Below are 15,103 nucleotides of genomic sequence, written 5' to 3' on the forward strand. Positions count from 1 at the left end.
TAAAAATATAAATATATAGATTTTCATGGGTATCCTTTTTCACACTCACATCACCTAAGCTATTTTGGAGTCAAAGGACAAAGTGCATCTAGCACTAACGAAGGTGACTTAGTAAAATCATCAAACCATTTACACTCTGACAGATCTCTATAATGATTTGAAAGAAATATTTGACCATTTAATTTTTTACTACAGAGTGAAACAGAGTTCTCCTCACCACTTTGTAAATTTGTTAATTTATCTTTTAAACTTTTTAAAGCTTCTTCTGTAAGAATTTGGTAGATAGTTGCAAGTGCAATTCCAGCTCCGTCAGAGTCGAGATGATTTACAAATAATTTCTTCTCATTACCACGAAGGGGCCAATCCCTTAGCATTTGATTGCGACAAACTTCGAAACGTTCTACGATACTTGCTTCATAAGCAATTGCATCACTCATTAGTCGTGCGACTTCCATATTTTGATAGAAGTTAAACCAATGTGCACGAGATGGCTCAACAGGTATGGGCTGCTTTGAACTACGTACAAGATAATTATAAAATGAAGTTTGAAATTGATCGTTATAACCCCAAGGAGTGTATTCCATTGCCATATAAAGACCAGCATCTGACGAAAGCATTGTAGATTTTATTTTTGATACGAGAATTCTAAATTCTTCAATATCTCGAAGGTTTTGAATTGGCACAGAAAGTGGATTAACCCCACGAAATTCTGCATAGAGAACAACTGCACGATTAGCTAATTCTCTATTCAATTGTGCTCTTAGCTTTGGCTCGGCCGCTGAATCAAATAAACGAATATAGGCTTCAAACAAATTTGTGAAGACTGTGTCATCACCATCTGCACTTCGATTGAATACAATTGTGAACCAAGCACCTGCATATTTATTAAAAGAATTCACATAGCCACTACTACATAACTCACTAAAGCCAAAAAAATCACCATTCACAATTAATTGATTATATCGTGTATTTATGTCGACATAATCAGTATCACGCTCCCGTGCATATGTAGTTTTATGTAGTGCGATTTGGAATGCATTCGTTATTTTTTGATCTTGTGCCTTAAGTATTTTATCAACATGACTACTATAAATATTATTATAATATTTACTGAAGAATGGATTAAATAGGTTTGTTCCAATCACTTTTTGATGAAAATCAAGTTGAATGTTAGATTGCTGTGTGCCTTTAAAGTTCTCGAGATTGAAACATGTATTTGATTGTTTAAATAGTTTTCTTGAAAAACCATCCAGTAACTTAAGATGACCATTAATTTGTGTCACGCGAGGATCATCAATGTAGATTGATGAGTGAAAGTTTTCTTCATTTATTGTATTTTGTAGAGGAAGGGCCATTGAACTGGCCCCGCCTAGGAAAATCACTAAAAATATTTCTAATATTCTTTTCATATATTATGCATCATCAGGAATTATCACTCTGGCCAACTCTGGCATACAGTAGTTATCTAAAAGTGGTGAAACAGGAACCCCCGTAAGTCTTGCTTCAACACACGCAGGAATATTTCTAAAATGTACTTGATCAATACCCTGCTCATGGATTGCCTTAATACAGGCCAAGGCTCCAGTTTCTGGCTCAGGTGTAGGCTCAGCTTGACCATAATTGAAAATATAATTTGCGATTAAGTATTCCTCCACCTTATCAGTTGAAAGAACAGCATCAAACGCCTCTAATGAAATTTCGGAACTCTGACTATTCGGTTGAGAAAGATTTGAGAAGAATGTGTTCTCTGGTTCGTACCCTCCTCCAAAGTCGTCATCAATATTCAAATACTCATCTTCTAAAATTCGTCGACAATTACTTGCTTTAAAATATTGATCTACTTGAGCTCTATCAATACGATCTAGCTCGCTTATGATTTCAGCATTTGCTTCTAAATTCTTCTTTTTCTCAAATAGTAACTTATCTTCTTCATCTTCAAGTTCTAAGAGATCTTGAAATTGAGTATTTTCAATCCAAGGTGCTACTTCCATTGTCGTTATACGACCAGCGTTTGGATCTTGCATTGTTTTTACAACATCACGTACAGAATCTTTAAAGCTGTCTATGTCAGTAGGAATAATATCCGCTAGTTCGCCTTTACCAAGCCCATATGCCCAAATATTGATTTCAAGTCGTTTTGTTTGAGTTTCAGTTCTAAACTCAGTTGATATCGTTGTATCAGTGGATCCACCAGAGAAGAACCCTCGCATTTTAGATTTTAACTCTAACTCAAAATTGACATCTCTTTCAACTGAAGTCGTACGGTAGCGTAGAAGACCAAGAAAGCTAGAGTGTCTCCCAATCGAGCGAACATAATATGGCCCACAGGAATCAAAGAAACCAACCACATCCCCTTTAGTTAAGAGACTTGCAGCACTCTCGCTTAAATCACTATTTCCTTCTGATAAAGAATGGTAGTAACTATCAACATCAATGTCTGCAAATATATAGTGGTAGTGATAGGTAGTATTGCCTTCTACTTCTGAAAAGACATTTACATTATTTTTAAGGAATAAAAATTTAAATGTATTCTTCGTTTCAAATGAACGGCGATATTGTGTTTCCCAATCTTGTTCAATTTCAATGTATCGATATTTTAAGTCATAAGATGGTTGTGTAGTTTCGATCTTACTCAAACAAGTACTTTGATATGTATTTGTAGCTATTGAATATCCCCTGCCAAGTACTGGCGCAATTCCTAAATCTTTTAAACGGTTGTCACGAATTACTCTCGATGAAGCAGAAACAGACGTTGCGACCGTTGAGATAACGGCCAAGGCAACTGCCATATTTGTTAACTTTTTCACATATCCTCCTATGATATTGTTCAGTCCCGAAAAAAATTTGTATATTAAATAAATGCCAGTGAGTAAATCATGTCAAATTAAGCTAAGGTTAAAACAAGACAATTAAAACTAACTCAAAACACGGAGTCTTTATGAGCATGAAAGCAATAGGTATTGCATGTAAAAAAATTGAAAACTCTCTCAGGTTTTACGAACTTCTTGGATTAAAATTTGAAAAGTTTGGTGAAGGACACTATGAAGCGAAAACACAGCAAGGAATCAGAATTATGCTCGATTCGCATGAATTATTAAAAGAAATAAATAACGAATGGAAAGAACCTGTTACTCCAGGAATCACTCTTTGCTTTGAACAAGAGTCATCGAATGATGTTGATCAAATTTTTGATAAAATCATCAAAGCTGGATATCAGAAAGAGAAGAAACCCTGGGATGCTTTCTGGGGTCAAAGATATGCATCAGTGAGAGATCCAGATGGTAATCAAATTGACATATTTGCTCAACTTTAAAAATCAAAAAAAAAGGCCCTCGCATAAATGCGAGGACCTCTTTCGATGCCCACAGACAGTAGCTGCGAGCTGAGCAGTCATCCAGAAAGGATTCCTACCATCTTCATAATAGCAGAAAAACAGGTTCATACATTTAATTTCATCTTAATTTTTCCAAATCATAAGCACGTAAAAACTAACCTATTGTTAAGTATGCTTTGGTCTAATAAAATAGATTTATCTAAATTGGAGGCTTAAATGTTAAAATCCCTAGTACTTTTAAGTACGTTACTGATTACTTCTTGTGCAACTAAGGTACATGGACTTAGAAAAACCGCAGATTTTACATATTCAAATGTACAAAATGGACGCCTCACTATTGCTGGAATAGTTCATACAAGTGAGAATTGGGATTATAAAAAACAGATAACAACAGCAAATCAATTTCGAGTTGAATTACAAGAAAAAAGAAGAGATCTAGTTGTCGATAACGCTGGACCTTTAATTAAAAAGATTGGCAGAGGGTTATATCGAGAACTACTAAGAGAAGTAGAAGAAGATGGAATCCTTAGTGAAAACTCACTTACAATACTTTCTCAAAATGTAACGAATCGTCGCTATATAGTATTTGGAAGAGTAGAAAGTGATATTGTTGAAAATGATAGAACTGAAACGGCACTAACGAATTCAGAAGGAAAAGAAACCGGTGATAAAAGTCTTACGACAACAACAAAAAGAAGCATGGATATCAATTTCTCTGTTTACGATATTAGAAATAAATATCTTGCCTGGAATGGTGTTATAAAAAAAACAGATCGTAATGATTTAGAATACACTATTAGAAAAAGAAACGGTGTTGATCAGATCATTGATCTTGTTGAAGCATTTTCATCAAAAAATGCTGAGAGTATGAACAAGAAGTATCCGTTCCCTAAAGCACCTGTTGATCGAGATATTTTATCTTATGCATTCAAAGGATTTGCTGAAAATCTTCCTCAAAAAGACTAAGGTTATAACAATGAATTTCGAAACATTCACATCATTCCTAGGGTATTGTTCTATTATAAATATGAGCTTTTTACTACTATCAACTTTTATGATTTTAGTATTAAAAAAACAAGTCATTGAGATACATTCAAGTATGTTTGGTATTAAAGAAAAGAAGCTCCCTAAGATGTATTTTAAATATTTAGCAAACTTCAAATTACTAGTGATTGTCTTTAATATTACACCATATCTAGTTCTAAAGTTTATTTTATAAAGCTATTACTGGAAAACTAATTCAATCTCTTCGAGAGGAATTTGCACAACTTCTGTTGCGTCATGAACACTTGTAAGTTCTGCAAATTTCCTATCCTCAGATAGCACGATTACACCATCTTCAACTTCACCATTGTTAAGTCGTACAGATACAAATTCACCTTCATAGGTTTGTACTTCTTTTCTCGCAGCAGCAGAAGGATCAAATGAAGAGAAATGATAAACCTCTTCTAAAGGAATCTGATATTTCACCCCTTGTAAATTTTGAAAACTAATTGTCTCACCATCTGTTTTAAAATTTTGACCTTTTATATCCTCAAACTCTAAATTATTTAGAACTCGAACTATTATATGATCTGCACTTGTTTTATTAATTTCAGCAGCAAGAAGTAAACGATATATTTCAACTGAGTTAAGCTCTTTTCCGTTAATTGTTGATATTTCATCATATGAAATTAACTGGTGGCTACCGTAACCTCTAATTTCGATACCACCACGTGCATAAGCAACAATTTTCCCGTTAACCTTTCTTTCATTATCTTTAAGCACAAGATTAACTTTCGCATAAGGCTCAATAACTTTAGGGCCTAGGAAAGAGCTAATTGCGCTCATACAATTTTTAATAAGTCCTTCACTTGCGATTGATCGCTGGATTGTTCTTGATTGTTCAATATAGTTTTCAGTAAAGTAAAAAGTAGATGCACCAATTGCTAGTACGGCCACCCCGTACTTTAAGTCTTTTATATTCATAGGGTTCTTATCGACAACCCGAGCATTTTACTTGAGTATATTTAATGAATGTTACTTTTCTTTTAGCTTCTTAATACAAGCTATTAATAATAGGACAGCACCTGCCTCATCGAGATTGCCAACATATGGAATATTATCTGGGATTATTTCAATTATTCCTGCAGTGGGATTTAAAAGATAAATCACAGAAATAATCAAACCTATGAATGGAAATATTTTGTTTGAAAGTAACTTCATTTATTTTCTCACCAATATTAGTTTTACTCAGATAAATTGTAACAAACTTAATTTCAAACTTACAAAATTGTTAGCTCTTCGAACATAAAAACTGATTAACATCACTAACAAATACATTTCTTTTACCGAAGTTATAGCAAGAATCTTTAGAAATTGTATAGAAAATCAGGAGTATTATGAAAACGTTTGTGAAAAGTCTAAGTTTAAATACTAAGATAATTTTAATGGCCCTCATACCATTCTTTATCTTTACCTCAATCTTCATTGCCTATTCTTATAGCTCAACAAAAGCTGCTCTCTTACAAGAGAAGAAGAATCAAATTGAAGACGTTACTAAGACTGCTTATCATTTTCTTGAATCAATGGATGAGAAAGTTAAGGCCGGAGAATATTCGCTAAAGGAAGCCCAAGAAATTACTAAGCATTACATAGCATCAATTCGTTATGGACGAGATATGGATGATTATGTTTGGATTAACGACCTTGAGCCAAGAATGATCGTTCACCCTAGTAATAGCCTTCAAGGAAAAAGTGTTAAGACATTTGTTGATAAAGCGGGGAAACCACTTTTTAATGACGTTGTTGCACTTGTAAAAAAACAAGATAAAGGTTTCGTTAACTATATCTGGAATAGTAAAACAGATAGTAATAAGTTTGTTGAAAAGTATTCTTACGTTGAGTTATATAAGCCTTGGGGCTGGGTACTTGGTACAGGAATTTATGTTGATGATGTAAATGATTATATCTTTAGTGTATTTCTCAATCAGGCCATGTTTGGTTTTGTAGGACTACTAATCATCGGCGCACTTTTTACTTACGTATTAAAAACAAGTGTTTCTAACCCTCTTCTAACGATGGCAAATCAACTTAAAGAAACATCTCTTCAAGTTGCTAATGGTTCTAAAATTACTTACAACACTTCAACACAATTATCGGCTGCAACAAATGAACAAGCAGCTTCACTTCAAGAAACTGTTGCCTCAGTTGATGAAATATCATCAATGATTCGTCGAAACACTGAGTTTGCAGAGGATTCAAAAAAATCGGGTGAGCTTTCAGAAATGGAAGTACAAAATGGTAAACGCACGATTGATGAAATGCTTTATGCAATTGAGAATATTTCTAATAGTAATACTGACGCTATGAAGAAAATGGAAAGCAGTAACGGGCAAGTACAAGAGATCTTGAATATCATTAAAGAAATTGAAGATAAAACAAAAGTAATTAATGATATTGTTTTTCAAACAAAGCTGCTCTCTTTCAACGCTTCTGTTGAAGCTGCAAGATCGGGAGAAAGTGGAAAAGGATTTGCAGTTGTTGCAGAAGAAATTGGCTCACTCGCTTCAATGTCGGGAGCAGCATCAGATGAAATAAAAGTTTTAATTGATGAATCAATCAAGAATGTAGAAGCAATTGTTTCTGGTACAACAACAATGGTGAATGAAGTTATTCAAAGTAGCTCAAAGACAGTCGAAGCTGGTCGCCAGAAAGCAGGACAATGCAAGGAAGTACTAGATAAGATTGTATTCAATGTACAAAACGTAAATGGAAAAATCACAGAGATTGCAAGTGCATGTAACGAACAAACACAAGGTGTAAATGAAATTACAAATGCAATCAGATTAATTGATGAAACTACAATACAAAACAACAATTCAGCACAAGAAGCCTCACGCTCAGCGGCCAACCTTAAAGGCCAAGCAGACAATCTAGACGACATTGTAAGGCTAGTAATAGATCTCGTCGGTGGTGATAAGGCCGCCTAACCATAAATAACCTAGTGAGTAGGGCCCCTCCCTACTCACTCCCTATTTTCAAGTATTTATAATTTTCAATTCAACTTGTTTTATACATCAAACTTTTATTTGACATTAGCGACCAAGATGTTATTATAGTTACAGATTTAGGATTTATATCGGTTAGATGATGTGTTTCAGTATACTTTAATCACTTCTACTTTCTTTTTTATAGCAATTCATTCTTATATATCTTTTTGAACATTCCCAAATACACATCTGACCATATAAATTTCCTAATATTATTCTTAACTCAAATATCCCAGTCGTTTTCTTTACTCTTTAGTATTTTCCAACGTAAAATATTTATATGGAAAAAAAATTTGAAACATTATTCTATTTTATGAATGAGAATGTATCGATTATCGAAGTAAAAAAGTTGGGATTAGCTGATGACGCTCCAAAGTCAGAAATCTATCACTGGTTTTTTATTTTGAACGAAGAACTCTCTTTAGATAAACTTAAGTTTGAATCTTCATTTGTAGATCAGGTCAATGGCAATGAAATTAATGTGCGTACTTTTGAAAATGCGGAATTTCGTTTTGATGATAGTTTTGGTAAATTTCAAAACAAAGAAGGTGGCCATATTATTATGAAAGTACCTAACAATATCCTTCCAAAACCGCTCTCAGAGCTTATTTCAAACAACATATAAAGAACTTTTTTCTCTCTTAAATAAATTTTAATAATACTTAACAATGAGTTTAATATTTATTTAAGGGAGAGATATGAAAGTTTTATTTCCAATTTTAATTCTATTTTTATTAACTTCATGTGCAGCAAAATATGGAATAGTTGCTGGTGCACAAATGCCATCATATGAAGAAGAAGCAACAATCAACGATCTCATGAGTGGAACAAGTACAACTCTTCCTCGTTTCAAAAATAGTGGGTTTGGTTATCATATTGGTATCTCAGAAGAAACAGATATTCTACTTACTAAAATTACTTATTTTGCTAATAGCTATGACAAGAAGTCATATACATATGAAAGCGTAACTGAAGATTATTCAATTGAAGAAAGTGGAATCGAAATTAGTACAGCATTTAAACTTTGGTGGTTTCAACCACTTTTCGGTGTGAAATTTTATAATTCAGAGTATACAGGCGAAACAAATAGCAATGAAGGAACATATGCTTCATTTATTTTTGGACTCGACTTTGAAGTGCCTATCTCTGATCGCTTCTATGTTTATACAGGTTATCATTACGAAAAAGGCTATAAGACTAACATCACAACAGAAGTTGATTACTATCACTACAATTATGTTGTTGGCCTAAGATACAATTTTTCAAAGTAAGTAATTAATGAAACTAGTATTAATTTCACTTTTATTTATTTTAACATCTTGTGCTGAAAAGTATGGAATTATCGGTGGTGCCCAAAAGTCGACAGTATATTATGAAACGACTTCTTGGGATTACTCGATGGGATTTGAATCTTATGAAATTGATTATAAGAATAAATCAGATACATACTTTATCGGCATGTCTTTTGAAAACGATATTTTCATTGGGAAATTTAGTTACTTTAAAAGCTCATATAAAGACAAGTTAATTGACGAAAATGGCACTGACCAGATTGCGAAATACAATGAGAATGGCTTTGAACTCACATATAGTTTTCCTTATAAATGGCTTCAACCACTTGCAGGAGTAAGACTTATAAAAAATGATTTTGAAAGTAGTAATCAAAGTTCATTTGAAAGAACCTTATTCTTTGTTATAGGCCTTGATGTTGAATATAAATTCAACGAACGCTTTGCTCTCTATGCTGGATATCATTATGATATAGAAATGATGTTTTTATATTCGAGTGCCAATGATGAAAAAAAATATCATTCAAATATTGTAGCTGGTTTTCGCTTTATCGTATTTTAAGACTTAAACTTATCCCACAACTCTAGGAGCTTTATTGGAATAGGCTCCTTAAGTTGTGATATCTTATATTGCTCATAAAGATACTTATTAGCTCTATCCTCTGCGCTTTCATACAAATCATTGCGTTCTTCTTGAATTGATAGATCACTTTGACAGTTCCCACCATCCTCTTGATTCGCTTCACATGGATTAAATGCAATACATCCGTAAGGTTTATGATCAACACCTAGTCCACAACCAAAACTTGGATAAAAATAGAAAGGGCATGTATATGACTTTCTAAAAAACTCTCCAGGGCCTATTTGAATATACTTATCTAGGCGAAACTCTGAAATACAATCTTCAAGTCTTTTCTTAGTTTCATCATTAAGAAGATTCTTCTCTTCAAGAACGGCCATAGCCTCTAGAGCCTCAATTGAAGTCATTTGCATCGAATTTGCTTCATACGTACAACATCGGCCAGTACACTTAAGACAATCAAGACCAGAAGCTTCATTAGTAAACATTTGCTCGACAAGAAGTTCTCGACGCTTCTTTGCTGGTTTCAATGATGTATTTGAATATACTTGCTCCAAGGCACTTTTAAAGCTCAAAGAATTCCTCTTCTAGTATTTGCTTACTTCCACTTTCTTTAACAGTTACCTGCTCAAATGAAAGGGCTTCCTTTTGATAGGCTAACATCTCTTCTTCCGATATAGCCTTAGTAACTTTCATTTTTCGAAGGATTGAGTTAACTGTTGTCGTTGCATACTCAGTTAGCTTCTTGTCTCTAAACGATTGTGAATAAATTTTTGGATTAGGAAGTAACATTGCTAAAAAAGCAGATTCTTTTGGATTTAAATCAGCAGGGCGCTTTTTAAAATAGTACCAACTTGCGTCTTTTATTCCATACAAGCCTTTTCCAAATTCAATGACATTCAAATAGGTTTCAAGAATACGATTCTTTGATAACTTTTCTTCTAAATACATTGTCGTAAAAAGTTCAAAGACTTTTCGTTCAAGACTTCTTTCACTCTTAGTATAAAGATTCTTTGCAAGCTGCTGAGAAATTGTACTTGCACCTCTCAACTTCTCACCTTTTAAGTGATCAGTAACAGCATGATAGATTTGTCTAAAGTCGACACCTTGGTGCTCATAAAATGACCAATCTTCACTAACAATGAAGGCATAGTAAACATGCTTCGGCATAGTATTGATATAGGCCCAATTGCGAGGTCTCTTACTTGTTACAAGATAAGACACATCTTCATTCTTTACAGTCGTTTTAACATAACCACTGGCCAGTCTATTAATGTTTAGAACGGGCACACGTGATAATACATAGCCTGCTAAGACAAATAGAAAGAGGATAAATAGGAACGTAATTTTCTTGAACATTTCTCGCACTTTAACACAAAAACTCGATTCTTGAATAGTCTATCAAAGTGAACAACTACTGTATCAACGAATGTAAATTTAACAACTTAGACTCAACTAAAGCGGCATTATTTACCCTTTTTTCTAAGAGCTCATCAAATTCTACGTAAAGCATGACTTTATCCCGATTTTGTTTGTAACCACACACAATCAAACGGAGTTGTTTATGTTGAAGAAGTCATGTCAAATGATAGCGGCATCCTATTGCCTAATTTTCACCAATATTTCCACGGCCTATGCCAATGATCTTAATGAGAAACCAGCATTTCCTATTGGAAAAATCAACCAACTGAATGCTAATTATACAAGTCCTAAAGGGACGGGAACAAGTAAAGAAATTTCAATTAAGGGCTTTGGAGACTTTATCAATCCAAATCTAGAAGTTGAAAACTATGGTGGAACATTAATCTTTTCTATTGATAACGAATCTTTTGAGTTAGACCTTTCATCACTTCAAATCAACGATGCCGATAAAATTGGAATCTCAAATATTAATTACATTAACGGCGACACTAATATTGGATTGAACTTAAACCAAGTACAAGCTAGTGGAGAAGGATTTTCAACTCGTCTATCCGGAACAAGCTTAGAGTGTCAAAAGCAAAGCCGTGAAGGTAATGAATACGAGCAGCTTCTACAAAACTGTTTTAATTATCTTAGTCTAAATGTTGGTAGTGCATTTTTTCAAAGTAGCGAGAGAAGTTTCTACAATCTAACAAATGAATATGAAACTCTTGGAAGTGCTGTCGAAATTGATGACTTAAAACTTAATATTCGTGGTGGAAAGTTTGATGGCCACCTTAAAGGAAATGTTTCTAAAGGTGTAAAAGTTAAGTTTGAAGGACGTGCATCTTACGACCTTGGAAATAAAATTGTTAATATTAGAATTGATAAGGCAAAAGCTGGACTATTTAATGTTCGTCGTACAATTTTCAAAGAATTAGAAAGATTTGAAAATGATAAAATCGAAATCGACGAGCCAAATATTTATATTATTCTACAAGAATAAAATATATGAGAGGATCTTAATTGATCCTCTCCATTAATTCTTCATTTGAATTTAAAATCGTAATCAACTCAAAGTGCTCTTTCGAGATAAATCCCTCAGCAACTGAATTTTCAATATGTTTAATTAAATGATCAAAGTAGCCGTTTACATTAACTAAATAGATTGGCTTCTTGTGATATTGAAGCTGTGCCCATGTTGTAATTTCAAATAATTCATCAAGTGTTCCAAACCCACCAGGATAAGTCACGAAGACATCTGAAAGCTCATACATTCTTTCTTTACGAGTATGCATTGTATCCACTTCTATAAACTCAGTTAGACCTTGATGCCCTACTTCCCAATCAATAAGAGACTTTGGCATAACACCAATAACGTGTCCGTCTTTAGCCAGCATTGTATCTGCAATCTTTCCCATTACACCAATAGAGGCACCACCATAAACGAGGTAGTGGCCATTACCGACAAGCTTCTCACCTAAGTCCTTGGCATAATTTAGATACGTTTCACCCTTTCCACTTGATGATCCACAAAATACACATACTCTCATTTTATTCTCCAACTTCTTTATTCAAATCTTCTAGCGAAAGAAGAGATTTAGCGTTCTTCTTTAAATATAAAAAGTATTCTTGATTTCCACTCTTACGTCCTTTAATTACACAAGGCTTAAATCCAAGAATCCCAAGTCCCATGGCCTCACATTGAATCTTCATTTCTTCAACGGCCCTTAGAACATAACTATTATCTTTTACAATTCCCTTCTTACCAATACCATCTCTTCCAACTTCAAATTGAGGTTTAAAAAGAACGATCATTTCAGCATCGTCATTACTGATATCAACTAAATTTTTCCAAATCAAGTTCAGGGAAATAAATGAAAGGTCAACAACACAAAGATCAACAGCTTTGTCTAACTTATGAAGCTCCCTTATATTTGTTCCTTCGAGGTTTACCACTCTAGCATCACTAACAAGACTTGGTGCAAGTTGTCCATGCCCAACGTCAATGGCAAAGACTTTAGAGGCTCCATGATTTAGGCAAAATTGCGTAAAACCACCAGTGCTGGCACCAACATCTGCGACTAATTTATTCTCAATAATAACATCAAATGCTTCGAGGGCACCGGCAATTTTATGAAAGCCACGGCCAACTTCTTCGCTACTTTCATTAAGTTGAACGTCATCGCTACTTGAAACTTTATATGACGTTTTAGTGACAACTTTACCCGCAACAGTGACTTTACCATCACCTATTACCTGTTGGGCACGACTGCGAGTAGCAACAAGGCCAAGCTCGACGAGTTTCTTATCTAATCTTTCAAAATTTTCTTCAGACATTAATGAACTACTGGTTTGATTTTAATTTTTGTTTTTTGACCAAGCTCAGGTTCACTGAAAACAACATCACCTTCAGTTCCTAAATTAAGACTCAGTTCAAAACTCTTTGAGAGCGTTTTGGAAAGAACTCTCCCTTCAATTCTAACCATAGCACCTGGGCCATAGATTTCACCGCTATCAACAAATTGACCACTTAAGAGAAGATCGATCTTACTCTTCATCACAAATCGACTCATCTTTTCTGGCTGAATATTTTCTATGAAGTGAAGTTCACTCATGAGAATCGTTTGCCCTTCGAAGTCCTTTTCATGAGTCATCACAACTTCCACAAAAATTGTGGCATATGTGTTTAGACATAGAAGGAGAAGTAATAAAAACTTTTTAATCATTAAATTCACCAGTATAGACAAGTTTTGTCTGGCCCCCTAGATAGATGAAGCCATCGACTCTTTTAACAAATAGTATACCACCATTTGTGAGAAATTCTATTTCGTCTCTATGTTCATATTCCTTATCCCACAGCATACATGCCGCTGCGACATTCCCCGTCCCACAAGCAAAGGTCTCGGCTTCGACCCCACGCTCATATGTTCGAATACGCCACTCACCTTCATCAATTTGATTAATGAAGTTAGCATTTGAGCCTCGAGGGAAATCTTCATCAAAGCGAATGCGTCTGCCAACAGAATCAACATCAACTTCTTGCGCGTCATAGACCATAAATACACTGTGTTCAACACCAGTATTAATATAGTACGAATCTTGAGCATCTTCATATTTGCTAGAGAGATCGTATAGGTCAGCATCTTTAATGACGGCCATGTGAACCCAGATCACATCACCTTCAATACCCGAAGAGTAGAGCCCACTTCCCGTGGTAAATTTAAAGTCAGTATTCTTTGTTTGCGTCGTACGGCGATAGAAGTCAGTAATGGCGCGAGTTGCGTTTCCACACATACTCTCTTCATTGCCATCGGCATTGAGGTAGCGCATATGAAAGTCATACTTGTCACTACTTTCCAGAAAAACCACACCATCGGCACCAATGCCAAAGCAGCGCTGACATAGTTGCTGCCATTTTTGTGTGTTGCCAACGTCTTGCTTCCCATCGCGATTATCAATGAGAATGAAGTCATTTCCATTAGAGCTATACTTACTAAACTTTGTCATAAATTAATCATTTCATTATTTTGCGTATTTGACTACTCCCGCCAATTACACATCGCACCACTGCCACATAGCAAAATTTTGTAGCCAGATTACCAAAACTTGGATAAATTTAAGTTTCAAAATTCCAATTGAGGGCCATTAGCTCAGTTGGTTAGAGCCCCCGGCTCATAACCGGGTGGTCGCAAGTTCAAGTCTTGCATGGCCCACCAAATATAAAAACCACCCTTGCGGTGGTTTTTTTATTTTCCACCAGCGGTACGCGCCACCTTTTGAAGATTACAACGACTTACAAATTTAAAATGACTTTTTTAGCTTCTATTAATGGATTATTTAACATTTTATAAATATCGCTAATACAGCATGACATCAAACGTAAGAACAAACTTATACTCCAATCAAATTTTGGGAAAAACAAAAATAATTAACTGCTAAAGAATTGAAATACTCAAAAGGTGGCGCGTACTGATCAGGGAAGGGCGAGAGAGCATCCCTCTCACACCACGAAACCAATTCTAAAAATGAAGCCGAACAAATTCGAGTCTGCATGACTTAACAACAAAAAAGCCTTCTATAGAGAAGGCCCTTATTTTTAAAAATAAATTTAAGACTCAGCTGTGGTGGGATCAATAATAGTTCCAACCTTAGCAATACTAGTAATAGGAAAATCACCCTTATGTGCGTGTTCCCTAATAAGATCTTCATTAGGAGCAATGTACTCACAATAGATCTTATCATTTGTTACATAGCTTTGTACCCACTGAATACTTGGTCCCATTTCCTCTAAAACATCACAAGATTTCTGAGAGAGACCTTGTAGATCCTTTTGCGATAATTTACCAGCACCAGCAAGCTCCCTTTCAATGATGTATTTTGGCATGATAACTCCTTAGTTTAGATTATGTACGATGACTCTACACCTAAAGTGTTAACCAACTATCAAAATTAATAGTAGAAAGTA

The 15,103-nt window shown here is 34.6% G+C and carries 19 protein-coding genes and 1 tRNA gene; 9 read left to right on the plus strand and 11 right to left on the minus strand.

Annotated elements, in window-relative coordinates:
• Nucleotides 1-59: 59 nt before the first annotated feature.
• Together ACMAYL_RS07715 and ACMAYL_RS07720 are read right to left on the minus strand one after the other, a co-directional pair.
• Nucleotides 60-1,409: a hypothetical protein gene (locus ACMAYL_RS07715; protein ID WP_412470957.1), complete on the minus strand. Its 1,350-nt coding sequence runs from the start codon at nucleotides 1,407-1,409 to the stop codon at nucleotides 60-62.
• A gap of 3 nt (nucleotides 1,410-1,412) precedes the next feature.
• Nucleotides 1,413-2,807 (minus strand): hypothetical protein, encoded by a 1,395-nt coding sequence (locus ACMAYL_RS07720; protein ID WP_392990627.1) that lies wholly within the window; start codon nucleotides 2,805-2,807, stop codon nucleotides 1,413-1,415.
• Nucleotides 2,808-2,938: 131 nt separating this feature from the next.
• Here ACMAYL_RS07720 and ACMAYL_RS07725 point away from each other — a divergent pair, with 131 nt between their 5' ends.
• The 3 genes from ACMAYL_RS07725 (at nucleotide 2,939) to ACMAYL_RS07735 (ending at nucleotide 4,553) form a co-directional block, all read left to right on the plus strand.
• Entirely contained in the window at nucleotides 2,939-3,313 is a 375-nt protein-coding gene (locus tag ACMAYL_RS07725; protein ID WP_392990625.1) for a VOC family protein, read from the plus strand.
• A gap of 237 nt (nucleotides 3,314-3,550) precedes the next feature.
• The gene (locus ACMAYL_RS07730) at nucleotides 3,551-4,300 is read left to right on the plus strand and encodes a hypothetical protein (RefSeq protein ID WP_412463044.1); all 750 of its coding nucleotides are present in this window, start codon (nucleotides 3,551-3,553) and stop codon (nucleotides 4,298-4,300) included.
• Between the two features lie 10 nt (nucleotides 4,301-4,310).
• Nucleotides 4,311-4,553: a DUF6868 family protein gene (locus tag ACMAYL_RS07735; RefSeq protein ID WP_412463045.1), complete on the plus strand. Its 243-nt coding sequence runs from the start codon at nucleotides 4,311-4,313 to the stop codon at nucleotides 4,551-4,553.
• A gap of 5 nt (nucleotides 4,554-4,558) precedes the next feature.
• Here the strand turns inward: ACMAYL_RS07735 and ACMAYL_RS07740 are convergent, their stop codons facing one another.
• Both ACMAYL_RS07740 and ACMAYL_RS07745 read right to left on the minus strand, forming a co-directional pair.
• Nucleotides 4,559-5,302, minus strand: coding sequence for a hypothetical protein (locus ACMAYL_RS07740; protein ID WP_412463046.1), 744 nt, complete (start codon nucleotides 5,300-5,302; stop codon nucleotides 4,559-4,561).
• A gap of 51 nt (nucleotides 5,303-5,353) precedes the next feature.
• Entirely contained in the window at nucleotides 5,354-5,539 is a 186-nt protein-coding gene (locus tag ACMAYL_RS07745; protein ID WP_412463047.1) for a hypothetical protein, read from the minus strand.
• A gap of 176 nt (nucleotides 5,540-5,715) precedes the next feature.
• Between ACMAYL_RS07745 and ACMAYL_RS07750 the strand changes: the two genes are divergently transcribed.
• From ACMAYL_RS07750 to ACMAYL_RS07765, 4 genes are all read left to right on the plus strand, one after another.
• The gene (locus ACMAYL_RS07750; RefSeq protein ID WP_412469995.1) at nucleotides 5,716-7,305 is read left to right on the plus strand and encodes a methyl-accepting chemotaxis protein; all 1,590 of its coding nucleotides are present in this window, start codon (nucleotides 5,716-5,718) and stop codon (nucleotides 7,303-7,305) included.
• 340 nt (nucleotides 7,306-7,645) lie between these two features.
• On the plus strand, nucleotides 7,646-7,990 hold the full coding sequence (locus tag ACMAYL_RS07755) for a hypothetical protein (RefSeq protein WP_392990605.1): 345 nt from the start codon (nucleotides 7,646-7,648) through the stop codon (nucleotides 7,988-7,990).
• Nucleotides 7,991-8,063: 73 nt separating this feature from the next.
• Nucleotides 8,064-8,636 (plus strand): hypothetical protein, encoded by a 573-nt coding sequence (locus ACMAYL_RS07760; protein WP_412463049.1) that lies wholly within the window; start codon nucleotides 8,064-8,066, stop codon nucleotides 8,634-8,636.
• A gap of 7 nt (nucleotides 8,637-8,643) precedes the next feature.
• Nucleotides 8,644-9,216, plus strand: a complete 573-nt coding sequence (locus tag ACMAYL_RS07765; protein WP_392990601.1) for a hypothetical protein — start codon at nucleotides 8,644-8,646, stop codon at nucleotides 9,214-9,216.
• Here ACMAYL_RS07765 and ACMAYL_RS07770 read toward each other — a convergent pair.
• Together ACMAYL_RS07770 and ACMAYL_RS07775 are read right to left on the minus strand one after the other, a co-directional pair.
• On the minus strand, nucleotides 9,213-9,809 hold the full coding sequence (locus ACMAYL_RS07770; protein WP_412470958.1) for a hypothetical protein: 597 nt from the start codon (nucleotides 9,807-9,809) through the stop codon (nucleotides 9,213-9,215). The genes ACMAYL_RS07765 and ACMAYL_RS07770 overlap by 4 nt on opposite strands.
• Nucleotides 9,799-10,593, minus strand: coding sequence for a biosynthetic peptidoglycan transglycosylase (locus tag ACMAYL_RS07775; protein WP_103218795.1), 795 nt, complete (start codon nucleotides 10,591-10,593; stop codon nucleotides 9,799-9,801). The genes ACMAYL_RS07770 and ACMAYL_RS07775 overlap by 11 nt, the downstream gene beginning before the upstream one ends.
• A gap of 205 nt (nucleotides 10,594-10,798) precedes the next feature.
• Here ACMAYL_RS07775 and ACMAYL_RS07780 point away from each other — a divergent pair, with 205 nt between their 5' ends.
• Nucleotides 10,799-11,641 carry a hypothetical protein gene (locus ACMAYL_RS07780; RefSeq protein WP_412470959.1) on the plus strand — a complete coding sequence of 281 codons (843 nt, stop codon included), beginning with the start codon at nucleotides 10,799-10,801 and terminating at the stop codon, nucleotides 11,639-11,641.
• 16 nt (nucleotides 11,642-11,657) lie between these two features.
• Here the strand turns inward: ACMAYL_RS07780 and ACMAYL_RS07785 are convergent, their stop codons facing one another.
• From ACMAYL_RS07785 to dapF, 4 genes are read right to left on the minus strand one after another with little or no spacing between them, the layout of a single operon-like run.
• On the minus strand, nucleotides 11,658-12,188 hold the full coding sequence (locus ACMAYL_RS07785) for a TIGR00730 family Rossman fold protein (protein WP_103218793.1): 531 nt from the start codon (nucleotides 12,186-12,188) through the stop codon (nucleotides 11,658-11,660).
• A gap of 1 nt (nucleotide 12,189) precedes the next feature.
• Nucleotides 12,190-12,975 (minus strand): TlyA family RNA methyltransferase, encoded by a 786-nt coding sequence (locus ACMAYL_RS07790; protein ID WP_103218792.1) that lies wholly within the window; start codon nucleotides 12,973-12,975, stop codon nucleotides 12,190-12,192.
• The gene (locus ACMAYL_RS07795; RefSeq protein WP_103218791.1) at nucleotides 12,975-13,364 is read right to left on the minus strand and encodes a hypothetical protein; all 390 of its coding nucleotides are present in this window, start codon (nucleotides 13,362-13,364) and stop codon (nucleotides 12,975-12,977) included. The genes ACMAYL_RS07790 and ACMAYL_RS07795 overlap by 1 nt, the downstream gene beginning before the upstream one ends.
• A complete protein-coding gene (gene dapF / locus ACMAYL_RS07800) occupies nucleotides 13,357-14,145 on the minus strand; it encodes a diaminopimelate epimerase (RefSeq protein ID WP_392990592.1) in 789 nt (262 codons plus the stop codon). Before dapF ends, ACMAYL_RS07795 begins: the two co-directional genes overlap by 8 nt.
• A gap of 132 nt (nucleotides 14,146-14,277) precedes the next feature.
• On the opposite strand from dapF, the gene ACMAYL_RS07805 reads away from it, so the two are divergent.
• Nucleotides 14,278-14,354 (plus strand) — tRNA-Ile (locus ACMAYL_RS07805).
• Nucleotides 14,355-14,746: 392 nt separating this feature from the next.
• On the opposite strand, the gene ACMAYL_RS07810 is transcribed toward ACMAYL_RS07805, so the two are convergent.
• Nucleotides 14,747-15,022, minus strand: a complete 276-nt coding sequence (locus ACMAYL_RS07810; RefSeq protein WP_392990588.1) for a DUF4242 domain-containing protein — start codon at nucleotides 15,020-15,022, stop codon at nucleotides 14,747-14,749.
• Nucleotides 15,023-15,103 lie beyond the last annotated feature (81 nt).

This window comes from Halobacteriovorax sp. RT-2-4, assembly GCF_047085445.1.
Taxonomy (GTDB): Bacteria; Bdellovibrionota; Bacteriovoracia; order Bacteriovoracales; family Bacteriovoracaceae; genus Halobacteriovorax_A.

Excerpts from the sequence above, each read along its gene's own strand:
- ACMAYL_RS07715 (WP_412470957.1), bottom strand. The coding sequence starts at position 1,409 with ATGAAAAGAATATTAGAAATATTTTTAGTGATTTTCCTAGGCGGGGCC.
- ACMAYL_RS07725 (WP_392990625.1), top strand. The coding sequence starts at position 2,939 with ATGAGCATGAAAGCAATAGGTATTGCATGTAAAAAAATTGAAAACTCT.
- ACMAYL_RS07730 (WP_412463044.1), top strand. The coding sequence starts at position 3,551 with ATGTTAAAATCCCTAGTACTTTTAAGTACGTTACTGATTACTTCTTGT.
- ACMAYL_RS07735 (WP_412463045.1), top strand. The coding sequence starts at position 4,311 with ATGAATTTCGAAACATTCACATCATTCCTAGGGTATTGTTCTATTATA.
- ACMAYL_RS07740 (WP_412463046.1), bottom strand. The coding sequence starts at position 5,302 with ATGAATATAAAAGACTTAAAGTACGGGGTGGCCGTACTAGCAATTGGT.
- ACMAYL_RS07745 (WP_412463047.1), bottom strand. The coding sequence starts at position 5,539 with ATGAAGTTACTTTCAAACAAAATATTTCCATTCATAGGTTTGATTATT.
- ACMAYL_RS07750 (WP_412469995.1), top strand. The coding sequence starts at position 5,716 with ATGAAAACGTTTGTGAAAAGTCTAAGTTTAAATACTAAGATAATTTTA.
- ACMAYL_RS07755 (WP_392990605.1), top strand. The coding sequence starts at position 7,646 with ATGGAAAAAAAATTTGAAACATTATTCTATTTTATGAATGAGAATGTA.
- ACMAYL_RS07760 (WP_412463049.1), top strand. The coding sequence starts at position 8,064 with ATGAAAGTTTTATTTCCAATTTTAATTCTATTTTTATTAACTTCATGT.
- ACMAYL_RS07765 (WP_392990601.1), top strand. The coding sequence starts at position 8,644 with ATGAAACTAGTATTAATTTCACTTTTATTTATTTTAACATCTTGTGCT.
- ACMAYL_RS07775 (WP_103218795.1), bottom strand. The coding sequence starts at position 10,593 with ATGTTCAAGAAAATTACGTTCCTATTTATCCTCTTTCTATTTGTCTTA.
- ACMAYL_RS07780 (WP_412470959.1), top strand. The coding sequence starts at position 10,799 with ATGTTGAAGAAGTCATGTCAAATGATAGCGGCATCCTATTGCCTAATT.
- ACMAYL_RS07785 (WP_103218793.1), bottom strand. The coding sequence starts at position 12,188 with ATGAGAGTATGTGTATTTTGTGGATCATCAAGTGGAAAGGGTGAAACG.
- ACMAYL_RS07790 (WP_103218792.1), bottom strand. The coding sequence starts at position 12,975 with ATGTCTGAAGAAAATTTTGAAAGATTAGATAAGAAACTCGTCGAGCTT.
- ACMAYL_RS07795 (WP_103218791.1), bottom strand. The coding sequence starts at position 13,364 with ATGATTAAAAAGTTTTTATTACTTCTCCTTCTATGTCTAAACACATAT.
- dapF (WP_392990592.1), bottom strand. The coding sequence starts at position 14,145 with ATGACAAAGTTTAGTAAGTATAGCTCTAATGGAAATGACTTCATTCTC.
- ACMAYL_RS07810 (WP_392990588.1), bottom strand. The coding sequence starts at position 15,022 with ATGCCAAAATACATCATTGAAAGGGAGCTTGCTGGTGCTGGTAAATTA.